This is a genomic window from Streptomyces sp. NPDC012466, assembly GCF_042955215.1.
GTDB lineage: Bacteria > Actinomycetota > Actinomycetes > Streptomycetales > Streptomycetaceae > Streptomyces.
On record NZ_JBIBEQ010000001.1, the window covers coordinates 683,312 to 699,449 of the forward strand.

At 71.0% G+C, this 16,138-nt stretch carries 13 protein-coding genes; 4 read left to right on the plus strand and 9 right to left on the minus strand.

Annotation, left to right across the window (positions count from 1 at the left end; translation table 11 throughout):
• Window positions 1-22: 22 nt before the first annotated feature.
• Window positions 23-424, plus strand: a complete 402-nt coding sequence (locus ACFY9E_RS03105; protein ID WP_390978788.1) for a Rid family hydrolase — start codon at window positions 23-25, stop codon at window positions 422-424.
• Between the two features lie 9 nt (window positions 425-433).
• On the opposite strand, the gene ACFY9E_RS03110 is transcribed toward ACFY9E_RS03105, so the two are convergent.
• Window positions 434-1,948, minus strand: a complete 1,515-nt coding sequence (locus ACFY9E_RS03110) for an ABC transporter substrate-binding protein (RefSeq protein WP_390978790.1) — start codon at window positions 1,946-1,948, stop codon at window positions 434-436.
• Window positions 1,949-2,100: 152 nt separating this feature from the next.
• On the opposite strand from ACFY9E_RS03110, the gene ACFY9E_RS03115 reads away from it, so the two are divergent.
• Window positions 2,101-3,060 (plus strand): ATP-binding protein, encoded by a 960-nt coding sequence (locus ACFY9E_RS03115; RefSeq protein ID WP_390978792.1) that lies wholly within the window; start codon window positions 2,101-2,103, stop codon window positions 3,058-3,060.
• On the opposite strand, the gene ACFY9E_RS03120 is transcribed toward ACFY9E_RS03115, so the two are convergent.
• Window positions 3,030-3,896, minus strand: a complete 867-nt coding sequence (locus tag ACFY9E_RS03120) for an alpha/beta fold hydrolase (RefSeq protein WP_390978794.1) — start codon at window positions 3,894-3,896, stop codon at window positions 3,030-3,032. The genes ACFY9E_RS03115 and ACFY9E_RS03120 overlap by 31 nt on opposite strands.
• A 71-nt stretch (window positions 3,897-3,967) precedes the next feature.
• The gene (locus ACFY9E_RS03125) at window positions 3,968-4,510 is read right to left on the minus strand and encodes a hypothetical protein (protein WP_390978796.1); all 543 of its coding nucleotides are present in this window, start codon (window positions 4,508-4,510) and stop codon (window positions 3,968-3,970) included.
• Between the two features lie 170 nt (window positions 4,511-4,680).
• Between ACFY9E_RS03125 and ACFY9E_RS03130 the strand changes: the two genes are divergently transcribed.
• The gene (locus ACFY9E_RS03130; protein WP_390978798.1) at window positions 4,681-5,304 is read left to right on the plus strand and encodes an HD domain-containing protein; all 624 of its coding nucleotides are present in this window, start codon (window positions 4,681-4,683) and stop codon (window positions 5,302-5,304) included.
• Window positions 5,305-5,380: 76 nt separating this feature from the next.
• Here ACFY9E_RS03130 and ACFY9E_RS03135 read toward each other — a convergent pair whose 3' ends face one another.
• From ACFY9E_RS03135 to ACFY9E_RS03155, 5 genes are all read right to left on the minus strand, one after another.
• On the minus strand, window positions 5,381-7,258 hold the full coding sequence (locus ACFY9E_RS03135; RefSeq protein ID WP_390978800.1) for a discoidin domain-containing protein: 1,878 nt from the start codon (window positions 7,256-7,258) through the stop codon (window positions 5,381-5,383).
• Between the two features lie 110 nt (window positions 7,259-7,368).
• Window positions 7,369-8,727, minus strand: coding sequence for a GH1 family beta-glucosidase (locus tag ACFY9E_RS03140; RefSeq protein WP_390978802.1), 1,359 nt, complete (start codon window positions 8,725-8,727; stop codon window positions 7,369-7,371).
• A gap of 29 nt (window positions 8,728-8,756) precedes the next feature.
• The gene (locus ACFY9E_RS03145) at window positions 8,757-9,596 is read right to left on the minus strand and encodes an ABC transporter permease subunit (protein WP_390980274.1); all 840 of its coding nucleotides are present in this window, start codon (window positions 9,594-9,596) and stop codon (window positions 8,757-8,759) included.
• Window positions 9,597-9,622: 26 nt separating this feature from the next.
• On the minus strand, window positions 9,623-10,612 hold the full coding sequence (locus tag ACFY9E_RS03150) for an ABC transporter permease subunit (RefSeq protein WP_390978804.1): 990 nt from the start codon (window positions 10,610-10,612) through the stop codon (window positions 9,623-9,625).
• 5 nt (window positions 10,613-10,617) lie between these two features.
• A complete protein-coding gene (locus ACFY9E_RS03155; protein ID WP_390978806.1) occupies window positions 10,618-11,934 on the minus strand; it encodes an extracellular solute-binding protein in 1,317 nt (438 codons plus the stop codon).
• A gap of 241 nt (window positions 11,935-12,175) precedes the next feature.
• On the opposite strand from ACFY9E_RS03155, the gene ACFY9E_RS03160 reads away from it, so the two are divergent.
• On the plus strand, window positions 12,176-13,987 hold the full coding sequence (locus ACFY9E_RS03160) for a coagulation factor 5/8 type domain-containing protein (RefSeq protein WP_390978808.1): 1,812 nt from the start codon (window positions 12,176-12,178) through the stop codon (window positions 13,985-13,987).
• A 49-nt stretch (window positions 13,988-14,036) separates the two neighbouring features.
• On the opposite strand, the gene fusA is transcribed toward ACFY9E_RS03160, so the two are convergent.
• Window positions 14,037-16,079 carry an elongation factor G gene (fusA, locus tag ACFY9E_RS03165; protein ID WP_390978810.1) on the minus strand — a complete coding sequence of 681 codons (2,043 nt, stop codon included), beginning with the start codon at window positions 16,077-16,079 and terminating at the stop codon, window positions 14,037-14,039.
• Window positions 16,080-16,138: the final 59 nt, after the last annotated feature.

Here is a 16,138-nt window from a genome sequence, read left to right on the forward strand (position 1 = left end):
GCTCGACGGAAGGACACCGACTGTGACCACCATCGACGTCTACGACCACGGCATCCCGGCCGAGCACCACTTCGGCTACGCGCAGGCGATCAGGTCCGGTGATCTGATCCACGTCTCCGGGCAGCTCTCGTTCAACGAGGCGGGTGTCTTCCACCCCGAGGACGACGTGGCCGCGCAGCTCGAGCGGACCTACGTCAACCTCGACAAGGTCCTGGCCCACTACGGTGCCACCCGCAATCAGGTCGTGTCCCAGACGCTGTACGCCGTGGACCTGGTGGGCAACGCCGAGGTGGTGGCGAAGGGCAACCGGGCGTACTTCGGCACCCACCGCCCGGTCAGCACGGCCCTGGGCGTCACCGAACTGACCTTTCCCGGTCAGCTCGTCGAGATCAGCTGCGTGGTCGACACCAAGCTGCCTGCCTGAACGGGCCGGTCAGCGGCGCGTTCCCGCGCCCACCAGGGTCCGCTCGTACGGGTCGAGCAGCACGCCCCGGACCTCGGTGGAGACGCCGGCCACGATCCGCTGGTGGACCAGCGGCACGACCGCGTCCGTGCCGAGGATCGCGGCCTCGGCGGCCATGGCGGCGTCCTGGCGCTCACCGGTGCCGTCGGTCCCGACGGCCTCGGCGACGGCCCGGTCGGCCTTGTCGTCGCACAGGCGGGCCAGGTTGTAGCCGCCGTCGCAGGTGTAGTCGCTGCCGAGGACGCCGACGGGGTCGCCGGTGTCCAGGAGGCTGTTGCGGGCGCCGATGAACGCGTCGAACGTCCCGGCCAGCGCGTCGCTCTCCAGCCGGGAGTACTCGCGCACCTCCAGCTTGACCGTGAAGCCGCCCTTCCTGAGCTGCTGTTGCACGACCTGGGCGACCTCGGGGAGTTCGGGCCGGTTGTCGTAGGTGGCGAGGGTGATCGACGTACCGTCGGGCCGGGCGGCCTTCGCGCGCCCGGTGGGCTTCACCCGCTTGCTCTCGGCCCAGGTGACGGCGGGTCCGAAGATGCCGGCGCCCGGGTCGGCGTAGCCCTCGAAGACGCCCTCGACCAGGGCGGAGGGGTCGATCGCCGTGCGGGCGGCCGCGCGCAGCTCCGGGTCCTTGAAGGGTCCGGCCGACGTGTTGAGGTGAAGGCTGGTGGTCCGGGTGGTGCCGGCTTCCCTGAGGGTGGCCTTGTCGAGGGTGGCGGCCTGGGCGGCGGGGATCGCCTCGGAGATGTCGACGTCGCCGGTGCGGACGGCGTTGGCGCGTGCGGTGCCGTCCTTGATGAAGCGCGCGTCGATGCCGGAGGCGTGGGCGAGGCCGGCCCAGTGGTCGTCGTAGCGGTCGAGCGTGGCGGAGCCACCGCCGTTGACCTCGGTGATCTCGAAGGGTCCGGTGGCGGTGCCGACCGGGGTGGGGTCGCCCTTCTTCCCGTACGCCTTCGGGGAGAGGATCGCCAGGCTCGGCCCGGCCAGGCGCATGGGCAGGACGGGGTCGGGCGCGGCGGTGGTGACGCGGATGCCGCTGTCGCCGTCCGGCTCGGCCGTGAGGGCGACGCCGGTCAGGGCGGCGGGTGCGGGCTCGGCCTTCGTGGCGTGGGTGAGCGCGGCGGCCACGGCGGCGGGGGTGACGTCCGTGCCGTCCTGGAAGGTGGCCTCGCGCAGGGTGAAGCGCCAGGTGCGGTCGTTCTCCCGGCGCCAGGACCGGGCGAGTGCGGGGGCGGCGGCGCCGTTGGCGTCCAGGGCGGTCAGGCCTTCGGTGACGCCGAGCCTGCTGAGCAGCGTGGCGTCGGCCCCGTACGGCGAGAGGTTCTCGGCGGGAGGGAAGGCGAGGGCGACGCGCAGTCGGGTTCCCGACGGCCCGCCCTGCGGTGACGACTCCCCGCCGGGAGAGACGAAACAGCCGGTGAGACACGGCGCGAGGACCAGGGCGGTGAGGAACCGGGCGCGGCTCTTGATGCTCGATGGACGCACCTGCACAGCCTACGCATCAAGCGGAACACGCCGGTCAACCGGGTGATCCACGCCAGGGGCATCGCCAAATCCCTTACGGCGCAGCCGATTTGACACCGACGTGGATCACTCCCTAAACCTGACCACATGACATCCATTTTCAAAAAGGTGGGGCGATCATGAGGATCGCGTTCGTCGGCAAGGGCGGCAGCGGCAAGACCACGCTGTCCGCGCTCTTCTCCCGCCACCTGGTGCGCTCCGGCGCCCCGGTCCTCGCCATCGACGGCGACATCAACCAGCACCTGGCCGAGGCGCTCGGCGGTGAGGAGAAGCCCGCGCCTCCTCTGGGCGCGCACCTGCCCGACATCAAGAGGTACCTGCGGGGCACGAATCCGCGCATCACCTCACCCGAGGCGATGATCAAGACGACCCCGCCGGGCCGCGGCTCCCGCCTGCTGCGCCCGCTGGGCGACGACGAACTGCACGCCCGGCACGTCGGCCGGGCGGGCGGTGTCCCGCTGATGGTCACGGGCGAGTTCGACGAGTCGGACCTGGGCGTGGCCTGCTACCACTCCAAGCTCGGCGCGGTCGAGCTCTATCTCGGGCATCTGCTGGACGGCCCCGGCGAGTACGTCGTGGTCGACATGACGGCGGGCGCGGACGCCTTCGCCTCGGGTCTGTTCACCCGCTTCGACATCACGTTCCTGGTGGCGGAACCCACCCGCAAGGGCGTCTCCGTCTACCGCCAGTACCGCGATCACGCGGAACAGTTCGGCATCCGCATCGCGGTCGTCGGCAACAAGGTCACCAGCGAGGACGACCTGCTCTTCCTCAAGGAACAGGTGGGCGACGACCTCCTGACCCACCTGGTCCACTCCCCCTGGATCCGCGCGGCCGAGCAGGGCCGCACGGAGCCCGGCCCGGACGCACTGGCGTCGCTGGAGCCGCACAACCGCCACGCCCTCGGGGTGCTGCGCGAGACGGTCGACTCCCACCCGCGCGACTGGGACCGGCTCCACCGTCACGCGGTCGAGTTCCACCTGCGCAACGTCCGGGCCTGGGCGGACGCCCGCACGGGCGAGGACCTGGCGGCGCAGGTGGACCCCGACTACGTCCCGGGCAGCGGAGCGGACGCCTGACCCAGGAAGGCCGCCAGGGCCGTCACGAACGCCCCCGCCCCGTCGCGCCACGGAAAGTGCCCCGCCCCGCTCTGCACGACCAGCTCCGCCCGAGCGAACAACCCGGTGTACTCCTTCATCACCCGCGGGGGCGCGGCGATGTCGTACTCCCCGGCGAGGACGAGCACCGGTGCGGGCAACCCAGCGAGAGCGGCACGCGTGACGCCCGGGTCGAAGGCGCCCTCGGAGGCGTACAGGGCCGCGGCCTCGTCGTTGCGCTGCCGCCGCTCCGCCGCACGGAACGCGCGCGCCGCGTCGTCCCAGCGGCCGAACCAGAAGGGCGCCACGGCGTCCCAGTCGGCGGGGGCCGCCCGGCCGGACGTGACGGCCTCCAGGGAGGCGTACGCCGGGGCGAACCACGGTTCGCCCCGGCGCAGACGGGCCGTCTCCAGCCGGTCCTCGACGGTGACGTCCAGCCCGACGGCGAAGACGCTGGGCGTGGCGAGCGCCAGCCGCCCCACCCGATCCGGATACCGGGCCGCGTACAGCACGGCCAGGTTCGCCCCCGCGGAGTGACCGAGCAGATCCACCCGCTCCAGACCCAACTCCGCGCGCAGCGCCTCGACATCGCCGACCAGCCGATCGCAGCGGTAGGACGCCGAATCGGCCGGCACCGCGGACCGGCCCGTACCCCTGAGGTCCAGCCGGATCAGGGTGCGGTGGGCCGTCAGCCCGCCCAGATCCCCCAGGTAGACGGAGTCCTGCATGGGACCACCGGGGAGACAGAGCAGGGGCGGACCGTCCCCGTCCTGGTGATAGGCCAAGGTGGTGCCGTCGGGAGCGGAGAAGGTGGGCATGGGCGCGACCTTGTCAGCAGGTGGCGTCCTGGGCAACGGGATTTCCGCCGGGCGTCAGCCGTCTTCGCCCCCTACTCGATCCCCGTGGCATCGAGCAGCCGGACCAATTCCTTGCGCCTGTACCCGAGCAGTCTCGCGCGGTCGGCGGCCATCAGCACCAAGTGCGCGACGGTCTTCGCCGCGTAGCCGTTCTTGTCGTCCGCGTCGAACCACTCCTGGGGCTTCTCGACGCCCAGACTGTTCATCACCAGCCCGTACTCCCGGCGGACCTCCGCGACGGTGCCGGTGACCGCGTCCATCAGCGTCTTGCCGGGCCGCACACACTCCAGGGCGAAGCACCCCCAGTCGACCGGTACACACCCCTCGGGCGGACGCGCCCGCAGCCCCGCATACCTCTCGTCCCCGAACCCGGAGGCCCTGAACTCGTCGTGCGCCAAGGAGAACCGGTGGAACCCGGGTGGAACCGGAGGCGGTGGAGGCGTGTACTCCCACCCGGCGTCCTCGTACAACTGCCGCTTGACCTCTTCTTCTTCGGCATGCGTCACGGTGAAGCCGTTGGCCTCGTTGCGCCCGGTCGTCGTGCCGTCGGGGTTGCGGTGGAAGTGCAGGCTCATGGAGTGCTCCGATGAAGTGGTGATCACGGACCAGAAGTCCCCGTCACCCGCTCGAACGGCCCGCGAAGCCGGCCCGTGCCCGCTTCTCCGCAGCACCACCCCATCGCGTGAAAACCGGCGACGCGGGAACTGGCCGACCGAGCGGGATCGGCGGTTGTTAGGCTCCTCCGGTGAGCATTCCGGGCCCCGCAGAGATTCGAGCGCTGCACGAGAAGTACGCGCCCACCGCCGAGGCGTTCACCCTCGTCCACACGCACTGCGAGATCGTCTGGGGAATCGCCGAGCAGCTTCTTTCGGCGCCCCACCTCTCTCACCTCGACGCCGATCTGGTCCGCGCCGGCTGCCTCCTGCACGACATCGGCGTCTACCGCCTCTACGACGGCGACGGACGCCTGGACCACCGGAACTACATCAGGCACGGCCTGCTCGGCGACGAGATCCTCCAAGCGGAGGACTTCCCCGAAACCCTGCGCCGTTTCTGCTCCCACCACACCGGCGTGGGACTCACGCGGCACGACATCGTGAGGCAGGGACTGCCCCTCCCTCCCGCCGACTACGTGGCGGTGACGGAGGAGGAGAGGCTGGTGATGTACGCGGACAAGTTCCACACCAAGTCCCGGCCGTCGGCGTTCCTCTCCCCCGACGAATACGCCGCCCACATCCGCCGCTTCGGCGAGGACAAGGTGACCGCCTTCCAGGCGCTGCGCGCGGAGTTCGGCGACCCGGACCTCACCGGGCCCGTGCCGGGCTTCGGGGCGGGGGCAGACCCCACGACGGCCGCCGTTCAGGCCTAGAAGCCGGGAATCACCTGGTCCGCCGCCTCGACGACTCCTCGCCACGCAGGACCTCTCTGCGTACGGCTGCGGCGACTCAGCCCTTCTGCTCCACCCGAACCCAGTCCACCTCCGCCCGCACTCCCCCGCCCGCGATCCGGTCCACGCTCGACTGCGGCAGACCCCAGTAGGGCGTCGTCACCTTGTTCCAGCCCGCCGGGTACGCGCCGCCCAGGGCCAGGTTGAGGATCACGTACTGGTCGTGGTCGAAGACCCACGCGCCCCGGGTCGACTCCAGCTTGTTGCGGGTCGTCTCCTGGACCAGGCGGTCGTCGACGGAGAAGCGCATCGTCGTGGGGGTCCACTCCACCGCGTAGGTGTGCCATTCGTCCGCGCGACCGCCCGACGGGTAGGTCTGGCGGGCGCCGACGTTGCCGTCCGCCGAGTAGCCGGGGCCGTGCAGGGCCGTGCTCGTCCAGTCGGCGTAGCCGACGTTCTCCATGATGTCGGTCTCGCCGGAGGACGGCCAGCCGACCGAGGGGTCGTCGACATCGCTGCCCAGCAGCCAGAAGGCCGGCCAGAAGCCGTCGCCCACCGGGAGCTTCATGCGGGCGCTGACCTTGCCGTAGGTGAAGTCGAACCGGGTGTGGGTGTCGATGCGGCCGGAGGTGAAGTCGTAGGTGGCGCCGCCCGCTCGGGTGCAGCCCTTGCAGTGCCCGGCCGACAGCACCAGTGCACCGTTCTCCGTACGGATGGTGTCCGCGGAGTCGACGTACGCCTGCGCCTCGCCGTTGACCGTGCCCATCTCCGTGCCGGTGCGTACGACCCGCCACTTGGAGCGGTCGAGTCCGGGTGTCGTGAAGTCGTCGAAGAAGGTGGTGCGGTAGGTGCCCGGCTGGTCGGCGGGGAGCGCGGGGTACGCGGCCGTCGCGCTGCCGCCCGTGCCCCAGACCTGGAACTCGTAGAGCGAGTAGCCGAACTGGGCCGTGGCCGGGGCCGGGTTGTGGAAGGAGCGGCGCTCCTTGCCGAGCATGCGGACGTAGCGGGCCGTGGCCGACTGCGGGAGGCGTATCGAGTCGTGCAGACCGACGGCCTCCGCCGGTGACGTGACGTTCGCGCGGCGGGACGCCACCTCGGCCGCGGACGGACGGTACACCGTGCGCCAGGTGCGGTTGTCGTCGGAGACCTGGAGTTCGTAGTCGACGGCGTAGGCCGCCTCCCAGTAGAGATCGACCGTGTCGATGGTCGCGGGCGCGCCGAGGTCGACCGAGACCCAGCGGTTCGCGTTCCAGTCGCTCGACCAGCGCGTCGCATCCGCCTTCAGATCGGCCGGCCGGCCGCCGTCCGTGACGAACGCCGGAGAGTTGCCCGCGTGTTGGTAGGAGTTCGCGTAGGCGGGGTGGTTCAGGGCGAGGTTGGTGCGGGTCGCGGACGCGGGAGCCGGTTCGCCGCCGTAGATCTTCATCGACCAGAGCGAGTAGCCGTAGGGGGTGGCGCGTTCCACGCCGCGCAGGCGGACGTAGCGGGCCGTGACCTCCTGGGGGTACGTGTGGGCCGTGACCGAGCCCCCGGTTCCGGCCGTCTCCGTGTAGAAGGGGGTCCAGTCGGTGCCGTTCTTCGAGGCTTCGAGGACGTAGTGCTTGCCGTAGGCGGCCTCCCAGTCCAGGACGACCCGGTCGACGCGGATCGTCGAGCCGAGGTCGACGCGGATCCAGGCGGTGTCGGAGAAGTCGCTGGACCAGCGGGTGGAGCCGAGGCCGTCGAAGGCGCGGCCGGGGGACGTGTCGGCGTTCTCGCTGCCGGACGCCGTGACGGCGGCCGGGTCCACGGTGTAGGCGGCTGCCGCGCGGTCGGTGTCCCAGGCGGCTGCCGCGGCCGGCGTCTCGGGGGCGGGGGCCGCGAGGGCGGGGCCCGCGGTCAGCAGCGCGAGGGTCGCGAGGGCGGTCAGGAGGGTGCGGGGCGTACGGGACGGCATGGCTCTCCTCCGATTACGGGGCAATTGATGACGTGCACCTGACATTCCAAAGAGGGTGAGCCGGGGTGGGCGTGGACTCCCGCATCCCCGCCCACCCCGGCGTTCGTGGATCAGGCGGCCCTGCGCGCCTGACCTCGGTGGGCCCGGACGACATCGGCGTACCGGTGTCCCGTGCCCTTGATCGTGCGCTTCTGCGTGGCGTAGTCGACGTGGACGAGGCCGAACCGCTTCTCGTAGCCGTACGCCCACTCGAAGTTGTCCAGCAGCGACCAGGCGAAGTAGCCGGCCAGCGGGGCGCCCTTGCGAGCGGCGGAGGCGCAGGCCTGGAGATGCCGCAGCAGGTAGTCCTGGCGCTCGGGGTCGTCGACCGTGCCGTCGGGGCGGACGACGTCGGGGTAGGCCGAGCCGTTCTCCGTGACGTACAGCCGGCGCGCTCCGTAGTCGTCGGTGAGCCGCAGCAGCAGCGACTCGATGCCGCTCGCGTCGATCTCCCAGTCCATGCCGGTGCGCGCGACGCCGTCCCGGCGTACGGCCCGGGCGTACGGCGCCGGGCCGTCGGGATCGTCGGCGACGGTCTGCGGGAAGTAGTAGTTCAGGCCCAGCCAGTCCAGCGGGGCGGCGATGGCCGCCGAGTCGCCGGGCCGTTCCGGGAGTTCGACGCCGTAGAGCTCGCGCATGTCCGCCGGGAAGCCCCTGCCGTGCACCGGGTCGAGCCACCAGCGGTTGGTGTGGCCGTCCATGCGGCGGGCGGCGGCGACGTCCTCGGGGCGGTCGGTGGCGGGGTGGATGGTGGAGAGGTTGTTGACGATGCCGACCTGTGCCGCCGGGGCCGCCGCGCGGATCGCCCGGGCCGCCAGTCCGTGGCCGAGCAGCAGGTGGTAGGAGGCCCGGACGGCGGCCGTGAGGTCCGTCAGGCCGGGTGCCATCTTGCCTTCGAGGTGACCGATCCACGCCGAGCACAGGGGCTCGTTGAGCGTGGCCCAGTGGGTGACGCGGTCGCCCAGGCGCCCGGCGACGACCGAGGCGTACTCCGCGAACGCCGAGGCGGTGTCGCGCTCCGGCCAGCCGCCCCGGTCCTGGAGCGTCTGCGGCAGGTCCCAGTGGTAGAGGGTGACGGACGGGGTGATGCCCGCCTCCAGCAGGCCGTCGACCAACTCGTCGTAGAAGGCGAGGCCCTTGGCGTTGACGGGGCCGTCGCCGCCCGGAACGACGCGCGGCCAGGCGACCGACAGACGGTAGGCGTTCACACCCAGCCGGCGCATCAGGGCGATGTCCTCGCGCCAGCGGTGGTAGTGGTCGCAGGCGACATCGCCGTGGTCGCCGCCGGCGGTCTTCCCGGGGGTGTGCGAGAACGTGTCCCAGATCGACGGCGAACGGCCGTCCTCCGCCACGGCTCCCTCGATCTGGTACGCCGAGGTGGCCGTGCCCCACAGGAAGTCGTGCGGGAGTGCGGCGAGGTCGATGGTCACGGAAGTCCCTTCGAGAACGGGCGAGTCGGTCACTTGACGGCTCCCGCCGTCAGGCCGGCCACGAGGTAGCGCTGGAGCAGCAGGAAGCCCGCGACCACGGGAACGCTGACGACCAGCGAGGCGGCCATGATCTGGTTCCAGTACACGTCGTTGAGGGTGGAGTAGCCCTGGAGGCCGACGGCGAGGGTGCGGGTGGTGTCGTTGGTCATCACCGAGGCGAACAGGACTTCGCCCCAGGCGGTCATGAAGGCGTAGACCGCGACCGCGATGATGCCGGGGACGGCCGCCGGGACGACGACCCGGAACAGCGCGCCGAGCGGGCCGCAGCCGTCGACCAGGGCGGCCTCGTCCAGGTCGCGCGGCACCGAGTCGAAGTAGCCGATCAGCATCCAGATCGAGAACGGGAGCGAGAACGTCAGATACGTCAGGATCAGGCCGCCGCGCGAGCCGAACAGGGCGATCCCCGTCGCGTTGCCGATGTTGACGTAGATCAGGAACAGGGGCAGCAGGAAGAGGATGCCCGGGAACATCTGCGTGGACAGGACGGTGACGGTGAAGACCCGTTTGCCGCGGAAGTCGTAGCGGCTCACCGCGTAGGCGGAGAAGACCGCGATGACCACCGAGCAGACCGTCGCCGCCCCGGCCACGACCAGGGAGTTGACGAAGTAGCGCGCCAGCGGGACCGTCGACCAGATGTCGATGTAGGGGCGGATCGTCAGCTCGCTCGGCAGCCAGCGGAACGTGCCCGTCACATCGGCCAGGGGCTTCAGCGAGCTGGAGACCATGACGTAGACCGGGACCAGCACGAAACCCGTCAGCAGGGTCAGAAAGACCCGCCGGGACCACAGGAACGAGCGGGGCGGGGCCATGGGGGACGTGGGCGTGGGGGACGTGCTCATGGGGCGGTCCTCCGTCCGCGCGAGGTGAGCGCGAGGTATCCGCCCGTGACCAGCAGCAGGAACAGCAGCAGCAGGACGGACATCGCGGAGCCGGTGCCGAAGTTCCAGGTGACGAACGACGCCTGGTAGATGTGCACCGAGATGAGGTCGGCGGCCTCCGGCGCGGTCCTGCCGAACAGGACGAACGGCGTGTTGAAGTCGTTGAACGTCCAGAGGAAGAGGACCAGGACCAGGACCTGGTTGACCGGGCGCAGGGACGGCAGGGTGATCCGGCGGATCTGCTGCCAGACGCCGGCGCCGTCCAGGGCGGCCGCCTCGTACAGCTCGCGCGGGATGTTCTGCAGGCCGGCCATGACGATGAGGAAGGCGAACGGCCAGCCCTTCCACACCGACACGGTCAGCAGCGCGATGAAGCTGTTGTCGCCGATGAGCCAGAAGGACGGCTTGTCGGTGAGGCCCAGCTGGTCGTGCAGGACGTGGTTCACCAGGCCGTTGTCGTGCTGGAACATGAAGACCCAGGTGATGACGGCCGCGTAGACCGGCAGCGCGTACGGGACGAGGAACAGGGCCCGGAGCAGGCCGCGGCCCCGGAAGGTGTCCTGCATGAAGACCGCCGCGGCCGTGCCGGTCAGCCAGCACAGGCCCACCGACAGCACCGTGAAGGCGACGGTGACGAGGAAGGAGTGGAGCAGTGCCTCACCGACCGGGGCGTCGAAGTCCACCGACACCTTGTAGTTGTCGAGGGCGGACCAGGGGGCGGCGCCCCAGTCGCGGATGTAGAACTGTGTGAGCTCCTTGAAGCTCATGACGATGCCGATCACCATCGGCACCAGGTGGACGAGGAGTTCGAGGAGCAGGGCGGGCAGGAGCAACAGATAGGGCAGGCCGACGCGGCGGACGCGCCCGGTGCGGCGGCGGGGGCCGCGCGCCGCGCCGGGCGGGCTCTTGCGGACCGGCGGCGTGCCGGCTTCAACCGTGGTGGTCATGTCGTTCAGGCCGCCGGCATCTGCTGCTGGGCCTTCTCCAGGGCCGCCTTCACCGAGCCGGTGGTGACCGCGCGTCCGGCGGCCGCGTCGGCGAACAGGCCCTTGATGGCCGTGCCGACCGCCGTCTCGAACTGGGACTCGTCGGCGACCTGCGGCAGCGCCACGGCGCTGTGCGCCAGGGTGTCCTTCAGGACGGTGTTGGCCGGGGTGGCGAAGGCGGCGTCCGCCTGGGCCGACTTGACGGGCGGAATCGTGCTGTAGGCCTTGTTGAGGATCTTCTGCTCGGCGTCGCTCGTCATGAACTTCGCGAACTTCGTGGCGCCGTCGATGTTGTCGGTGTTCTTGAAGACGGCCAGGTTGATGCCCGCGACCATCGAGTTGACCTGCTTGCCGGTGCCGGGGGTGCCGGACCGCACGGGCACGGGGGCGATGCCGTAGTCGTCCTTGCTCATGCCCTGGGACTCGAGGTTGGCGGAGGCGGACTGCCAGAGCAGCATCGCCGTCTTGCCCTTGGCGAAGTCGCTGACCGACTGGTTCTGCGCGTATTCGGCGTTGCCCGGCGCGATGACCTTGTCCTTGGCCATCAGGTCGACGTACTGCTTGACCGCGGCGACCGTCCCGTCGTTCGTGAAGTCGGGCTTGCCGTCGGCGGTGAAGAAGTCGGCGCCGTGCTGCTTGGCGAAGACGAACGCGTGGTGGATGTTCTCCGACGGGTTCGAGCCCTCCATGCCCAGGGCCCACTTGCCGTCCGTGGAGAGCTTCTTCCCGTCGGCGACGAGGTCGTCCCAGGTGGCCGGCGGCTGGGAGATGCCCGCGTCGGCGAACATCTTCTTGTTGTAGTAGAGCGCGTACGACATCGAGTACAGCGGCACCGCCGCCGGGTCCTTGCCCTCGGCGCCCGTGGAGCCGAGCGCCGAGTCGACGAACCGGTCCCTGCCGCCGATCTTGTCGAAGTTCTCGGCGTCCCAGGGCAGCAGTGCACCGGTGGCCTGGAGCGAGGCGCTCCAGGTGTTGCCTATGTTCAGCACGTCCGGGCCCTGGCCGGAGGTGGTGGCGGTGAGGATCCGGTTCAGCAGGTCCGACCAGGGGACGACCTCCAGCTTCACCTTGATGCCGGTCTGCTTCTCGAACTTGTCGAGTTCGGGCTGGAGGACCTTCTTGTCGACCTCGATGCTGGCGCCCTGGTTGGACGCCCAGTAGGTGAGCGTCTTGGGCGAGTCGTTCGATCCGCCGCCGGTCGCGGAGCCGCCTCCGCAGGCCGTGGCCGCGAGGGCGAGTGACAGTGTGACGGCGCCTGCCGCCGCGGCTCGGATGCTGCGCATGGCTGCTCCTGGCCCTTCCGGGAGTACGGGAGTACGTCTCCCCCGTCGCGAGGGAGCCGTCATGGCTTAATTTAGGACGTGAGTTAATCCGTGGAAGGCAGCCCCGTCAAGGGTTTCGACACACTCTTGGAACTCTCGCCGGACCCCTTGACGCATCTGTTCCACGGATGAACCATTCAGCGGCGAGAGAGCGCTCCCCGCACCCCACTCCGTTCACTTCCTGAACCAGGAGAGCCGCCCCATGCCTGCTGACTCCCCGTCATCCCGCCTGCCCGGCCCCGGCCGCCGGGCCGTTCTCGGTGCCGCCGCGGCCACCTCCGCGCTGGCCGCGCTGCCCGGTACGGCCTCGGCCGCCCAGGCCACCCCGACCGGTCGCGAACGGCCCGCGCGCAGGAAGCCGCGCGCCCTGCCCGGCGGCGGCGACCTCGGCCCGAACGTGCTGGTCTTCGACCCGGCCACGCCCGGCATCCAGGCCAGACTGGACGAGGTCTTCCGGCAGCAGGAATCGGCCCAGTTCGGCACCGGCCGCTACCAGCTGCTGTTCAAGCCCGGCACCTACCACGGCCTCAACGCGCAGATCGGCTTCTACACCTCCGTCTCCGGCCTCGGCCTCTCCCCCGACGACACCACCATCAACGGCGACATCACCGTCGACGCGGGCTGGTTCAACGGCAACGCCACGCAGAACTTCTGGCGTTCGGCGGAGAACCTCGCGGTCGTCCCCGTGAACGGCACCAACCGCTGGGCGGTCTCGCAGGCGGCCCCGTTCCGCCGGATGCACGTCCGCGGCAACCTGAACCTCGCCCCGACCGGTTACGGCTGGTCCAGCGGCGGCTACATCGCCGACAGCCGGATCGACGGCCAGGTGCAGCCCTACTCGCAGCAGCAGTGGTACACCCGGGACAGCGCGATCGGCGGCTGGCTCAACGGCGTGTGGAACATGGTGTTCTCCGGCGTCGAGGGCGCCCCCGCGCAGGGCTTCCCGAACCCGCCGTACACCACGCTGAACACCACGCCGGTCTCCCGCGAGAAGCCGTTCCTGTACCTCAACGGCAGCGAGTACCGGGTCTTCCTGCCCGAGAAGCGGACCAACGCCCGCGGCGTCACCTGGGGCAACGGCACGCCGCGGGGCACCTCGCTGCCCCTGTCGCGCTTCTACGTCGCCAAGCCCGGCGTCTCGGCGGCCACGCTGAACCAGGCCCTCGCCGAAGGACTCCACCTCCTGCTGACGCCGGGGATCTACCACCTCGACCAGCCGGTCAGGGTCGACCGCGCCGGCACCGTGGTGCTGGGTCTCGGCTACGCCACGCTCATCCCCGACAACGGCGTCACCGCGCTGAAGGTCGCCGACGTCGACGGGGTACGGCTGGCCGGGTTCCTCGTCGACGCCGGGCCGGTCAACTCCGCCACGCTGCTGGAGATCGGCCCGAGGGGCGCCTCCCGCGACCACTCCGCCAACCCGACCACCGTCCAGGACGTGTTCATCCGCATCGGCGGGGCGGGTCCGGGCAAGGCCACCACCAGCATGGTCGTCAACAGCCGGCACACCATCGTCGACCACACCTGGGTCTGGCGCGCCGACCACGGTGACGGCGTCGGCTGGGAGACCAACCGCGCGGACTACGGCGTGGTCGTCAACGGCCACGACGTGCTGGCGACCGGCCTGTTCGTCGAGCACTTCAACAAGTACGACGTGCAGTGGTTCGGCGAGCGCGGCCGGACGATCTTCTACCAGAACGAGAAGGCGTACGACGCGCCGAACCAGGCCGCGATACAGAACGGTTCCGTCAAGGGGTACGCGGCCTACCGGGTCGGGAACGACGTGACCAGCCACGAGGGCTGGGGCCTGGGCAGCTACTGCTACTACAACGTCGACCCGACCATCGTCCAGCACCACGGCTTCGCGGCGCCGAACCGGCCCGGGGTGCGCTTCCACGACCTGCTCGTGGTCTCGCTGGGCGGTAACGGCCAGTACGAGTGCGTCATCAACGACACGGGGGCGCCCACGTCGGGGACGTCCACGGTGCCGTCGACGGTGGTGTCGTACCCGTGAACGACCGGCCCCTCCCTTCCGGTCGGGAAGGGAGGGGTCGGCGCCTCGGCTACCGCGCCGGCGTCACTGCCGGCGCCGGCGCGTAGCCGGTGGGCCGGGCCGTGAAGGTGCCCCGGCCCTGCGTCCGGCTGCGCAACCGGGTCGCGTAGCCGAACAGTTCGGCCAGTGGCACGGTGGCCGTGACGACCGCCGCGCCCCCGCGGGTGACCGAGCCGGTCACCCGCCCTCGCCGGGCGGCGAGATCGCCGAGCACACCGCCGACCGCGTCCTCGGGCACGGTGACCGTGACCTCGACGACCGGCTCCAGCAGGACCATCGCGCAGGCGCGCAGGGCCTCGCGGAGGCCGAGCCGGCCGGCCGTGCGGAACGCCGTGTCCGAGGAGTCCTTCACATGGGTCGCCCCGTCGGTGAGCGTGACGCGCAGCCCGGTGACCGGGTGCCCGCCGAGCGGCCCCTCGGCGAGGGCGTCCCGGCAGCCGGCCTCGACCGCCCGGACGTACTCCTGCGGCACCCGCCCGCCGACGACGGCGGACCGGAAGTCGAAACCTCCCTCCTCGTACGGCTCCACATCGAGGACGACATGGGCGAACTGCCCTGCCCCGCCGTCCTGTTTGACGTGCCGGAACACCAGCCCGGACACGCCCCGGCCCACGGTCTCGCGACAACTGACCCTCGGGCGGCCGACGTTGACTTCCAGCCCCAGTTCGCGCCGGAGCTTTTCCACCGCCACCTCCAGATGCAGTTCACCCATACCGGACAGCACCGTCTGCCCGGTCTCCGGGTCGGTCCGCACGACCAGCGACGGATCCTCCTCGGTCAGCCGCGCCAGCCCCGACGCCAGCCGGTCCGTGTCGCCGGCACGACGGGACTCGACCGCGACCGACACCACCGGCTCGGGCACCCCCGGCGGCACCAGCACGAGCGGGGCGCCCTGCGCGCACAGGGTCGATCCGGGCCGGGCCGACTTCAGCCCGACGACGGCGACGATGTCCCCGGCGACGGCCCGCTCCAGCGGGGCGTGCCGGTCGGCCCGCACGCGCAGGATCCGCCCGATGCGCTCGGTGCGCCGCGCGGTCGCGTCCCACAGGGTGTCTCCCTTCTCGATGGTGCCCGAGTAGATCCGCAGATACGTCAGCCGTCCCGTCGAGGTGGCGTGCACCTTGAACGCGAGGGCGGTCGCCGGTGCGTCCGGGTCGGCGGGCCGCTCCTGCTCCTCGCCGTCGTGCGTGCCGCGCACCGGCGGCACGTCGAGCGGCGACGGCAGATAGGCCACGACCGCGTCGAGCAGCGGTTCGACACCGCGGTTGCGGTACGCCGAGCCGCACAGCACGACCACTCCGTCACCGTCACGGGTCAGCGCGCGCAGCGCCGAGGAGAGCGTCTCCTCGGAGAGCGTGCCCGTGTCGCAGAACTCCTCCAGCGCGCCCGGGTGCAGCTCCGCCACGCCCTCCTCCAGCGTGCGGCGGCGGACGAGGGCTTCGTCGCGCAGGCCGTCCGGTACCGGTGTCTCCTCGACGGCGTCGCCGTCGGTCCACAGCAGCGCACGCATGCGCACCAGGTCGACGACGCCGGTGAAGGTGTCCTCCGTGCCGATCGGCAACTGCACGACCAGGGGCGCCGGGTGCAATCGCTCCCGGATCGACGCCACGGCCGCGTCGAGGTCGGCGCCGGCCCGGTCCATCTTGTTGACGAAGGCGATCCTCGGCACGCCGTGCCGGTCGGCCTGCCGCCACACCGACTCGCTCTGCGGCTCCACTCCGGCCACGGCGTCGAACACGGCCACGGCGCCGTCGAGCACCCGCAGGGCACGCTCCACCTCGTCGGCGAAGTCGACGTGCCCCGGAGTGTCGATGAGGTTGATCCGGTGACCGTCCCAGGCGCAGCTCACCGCCGCGGCGAAGATGGTGATGCCCCGGTCGCGCTCCTGCGGGTCGAAGTCGGTGACGGTGGTGCCGTCGTGGACCTCGCCGCGTTTGTGGGTGGTGCCGGTGGCGAAGAGGATGCGTTCGGTGACGGTGGTCTTGCCGGCGTCGACGTGGGCGAGGATGCCGAGGTTGCGGACGACGGCGAGCGGGTTGAGGTGGGTGCGCACGGCCCAGGGCCTTTCGATGCGGTCAGAAAAGGGGGCAGCGCGATTTCCGGGCGAGGCGG

Bases quoted from the DNA above. Each gene is read 5' to 3' on its own strand.
- ACFY9E_RS03115 (WP_390978792.1), top strand. From the start codon at position 2,101: ATGAGGATCGCGTTCGTCGGCAAGGGCGGCAGCGGCAAGACCACGCTG.
- ACFY9E_RS03120 (WP_390978794.1), bottom strand. From the start codon at position 3,896: ATGCCCACCTTCTCCGCTCCCGACGGCACCACCTTGGCCTATCACCAG.
- ACFY9E_RS03125 (WP_390978796.1), bottom strand. From the start codon at position 4,510: ATGAGCCTGCACTTCCACCGCAACCCCGACGGCACGACGACCGGGCGC.
- ACFY9E_RS03135 (WP_390978800.1), bottom strand. From the start codon at position 7,258: ATGCCGTCCCGTACGCCCCGCACCCTCCTGACCGCCCTCGCGACCCTC.
- ACFY9E_RS03145 (WP_390980274.1), bottom strand. From the start codon at position 9,596: ATGGCCCCGCCCCGCTCGTTCCTGTGGTCCCGGCGGGTCTTTCTGACC.
- ACFY9E_RS03150 (WP_390978804.1), bottom strand. From the start codon at position 10,612: ATGACCACCACGGTTGAAGCCGGCACGCCGCCGGTCCGCAAGAGCCCG.
- ACFY9E_RS03155 (WP_390978806.1), bottom strand. From the start codon at position 11,934: ATGCGCAGCATCCGAGCCGCGGCGGCAGGCGCCGTCACACTGTCACTC.
- ACFY9E_RS03160 (WP_390978808.1), top strand. From the start codon at position 12,176: ATGCCTGCTGACTCCCCGTCATCCCGCCTGCCCGGCCCCGGCCGCCGG.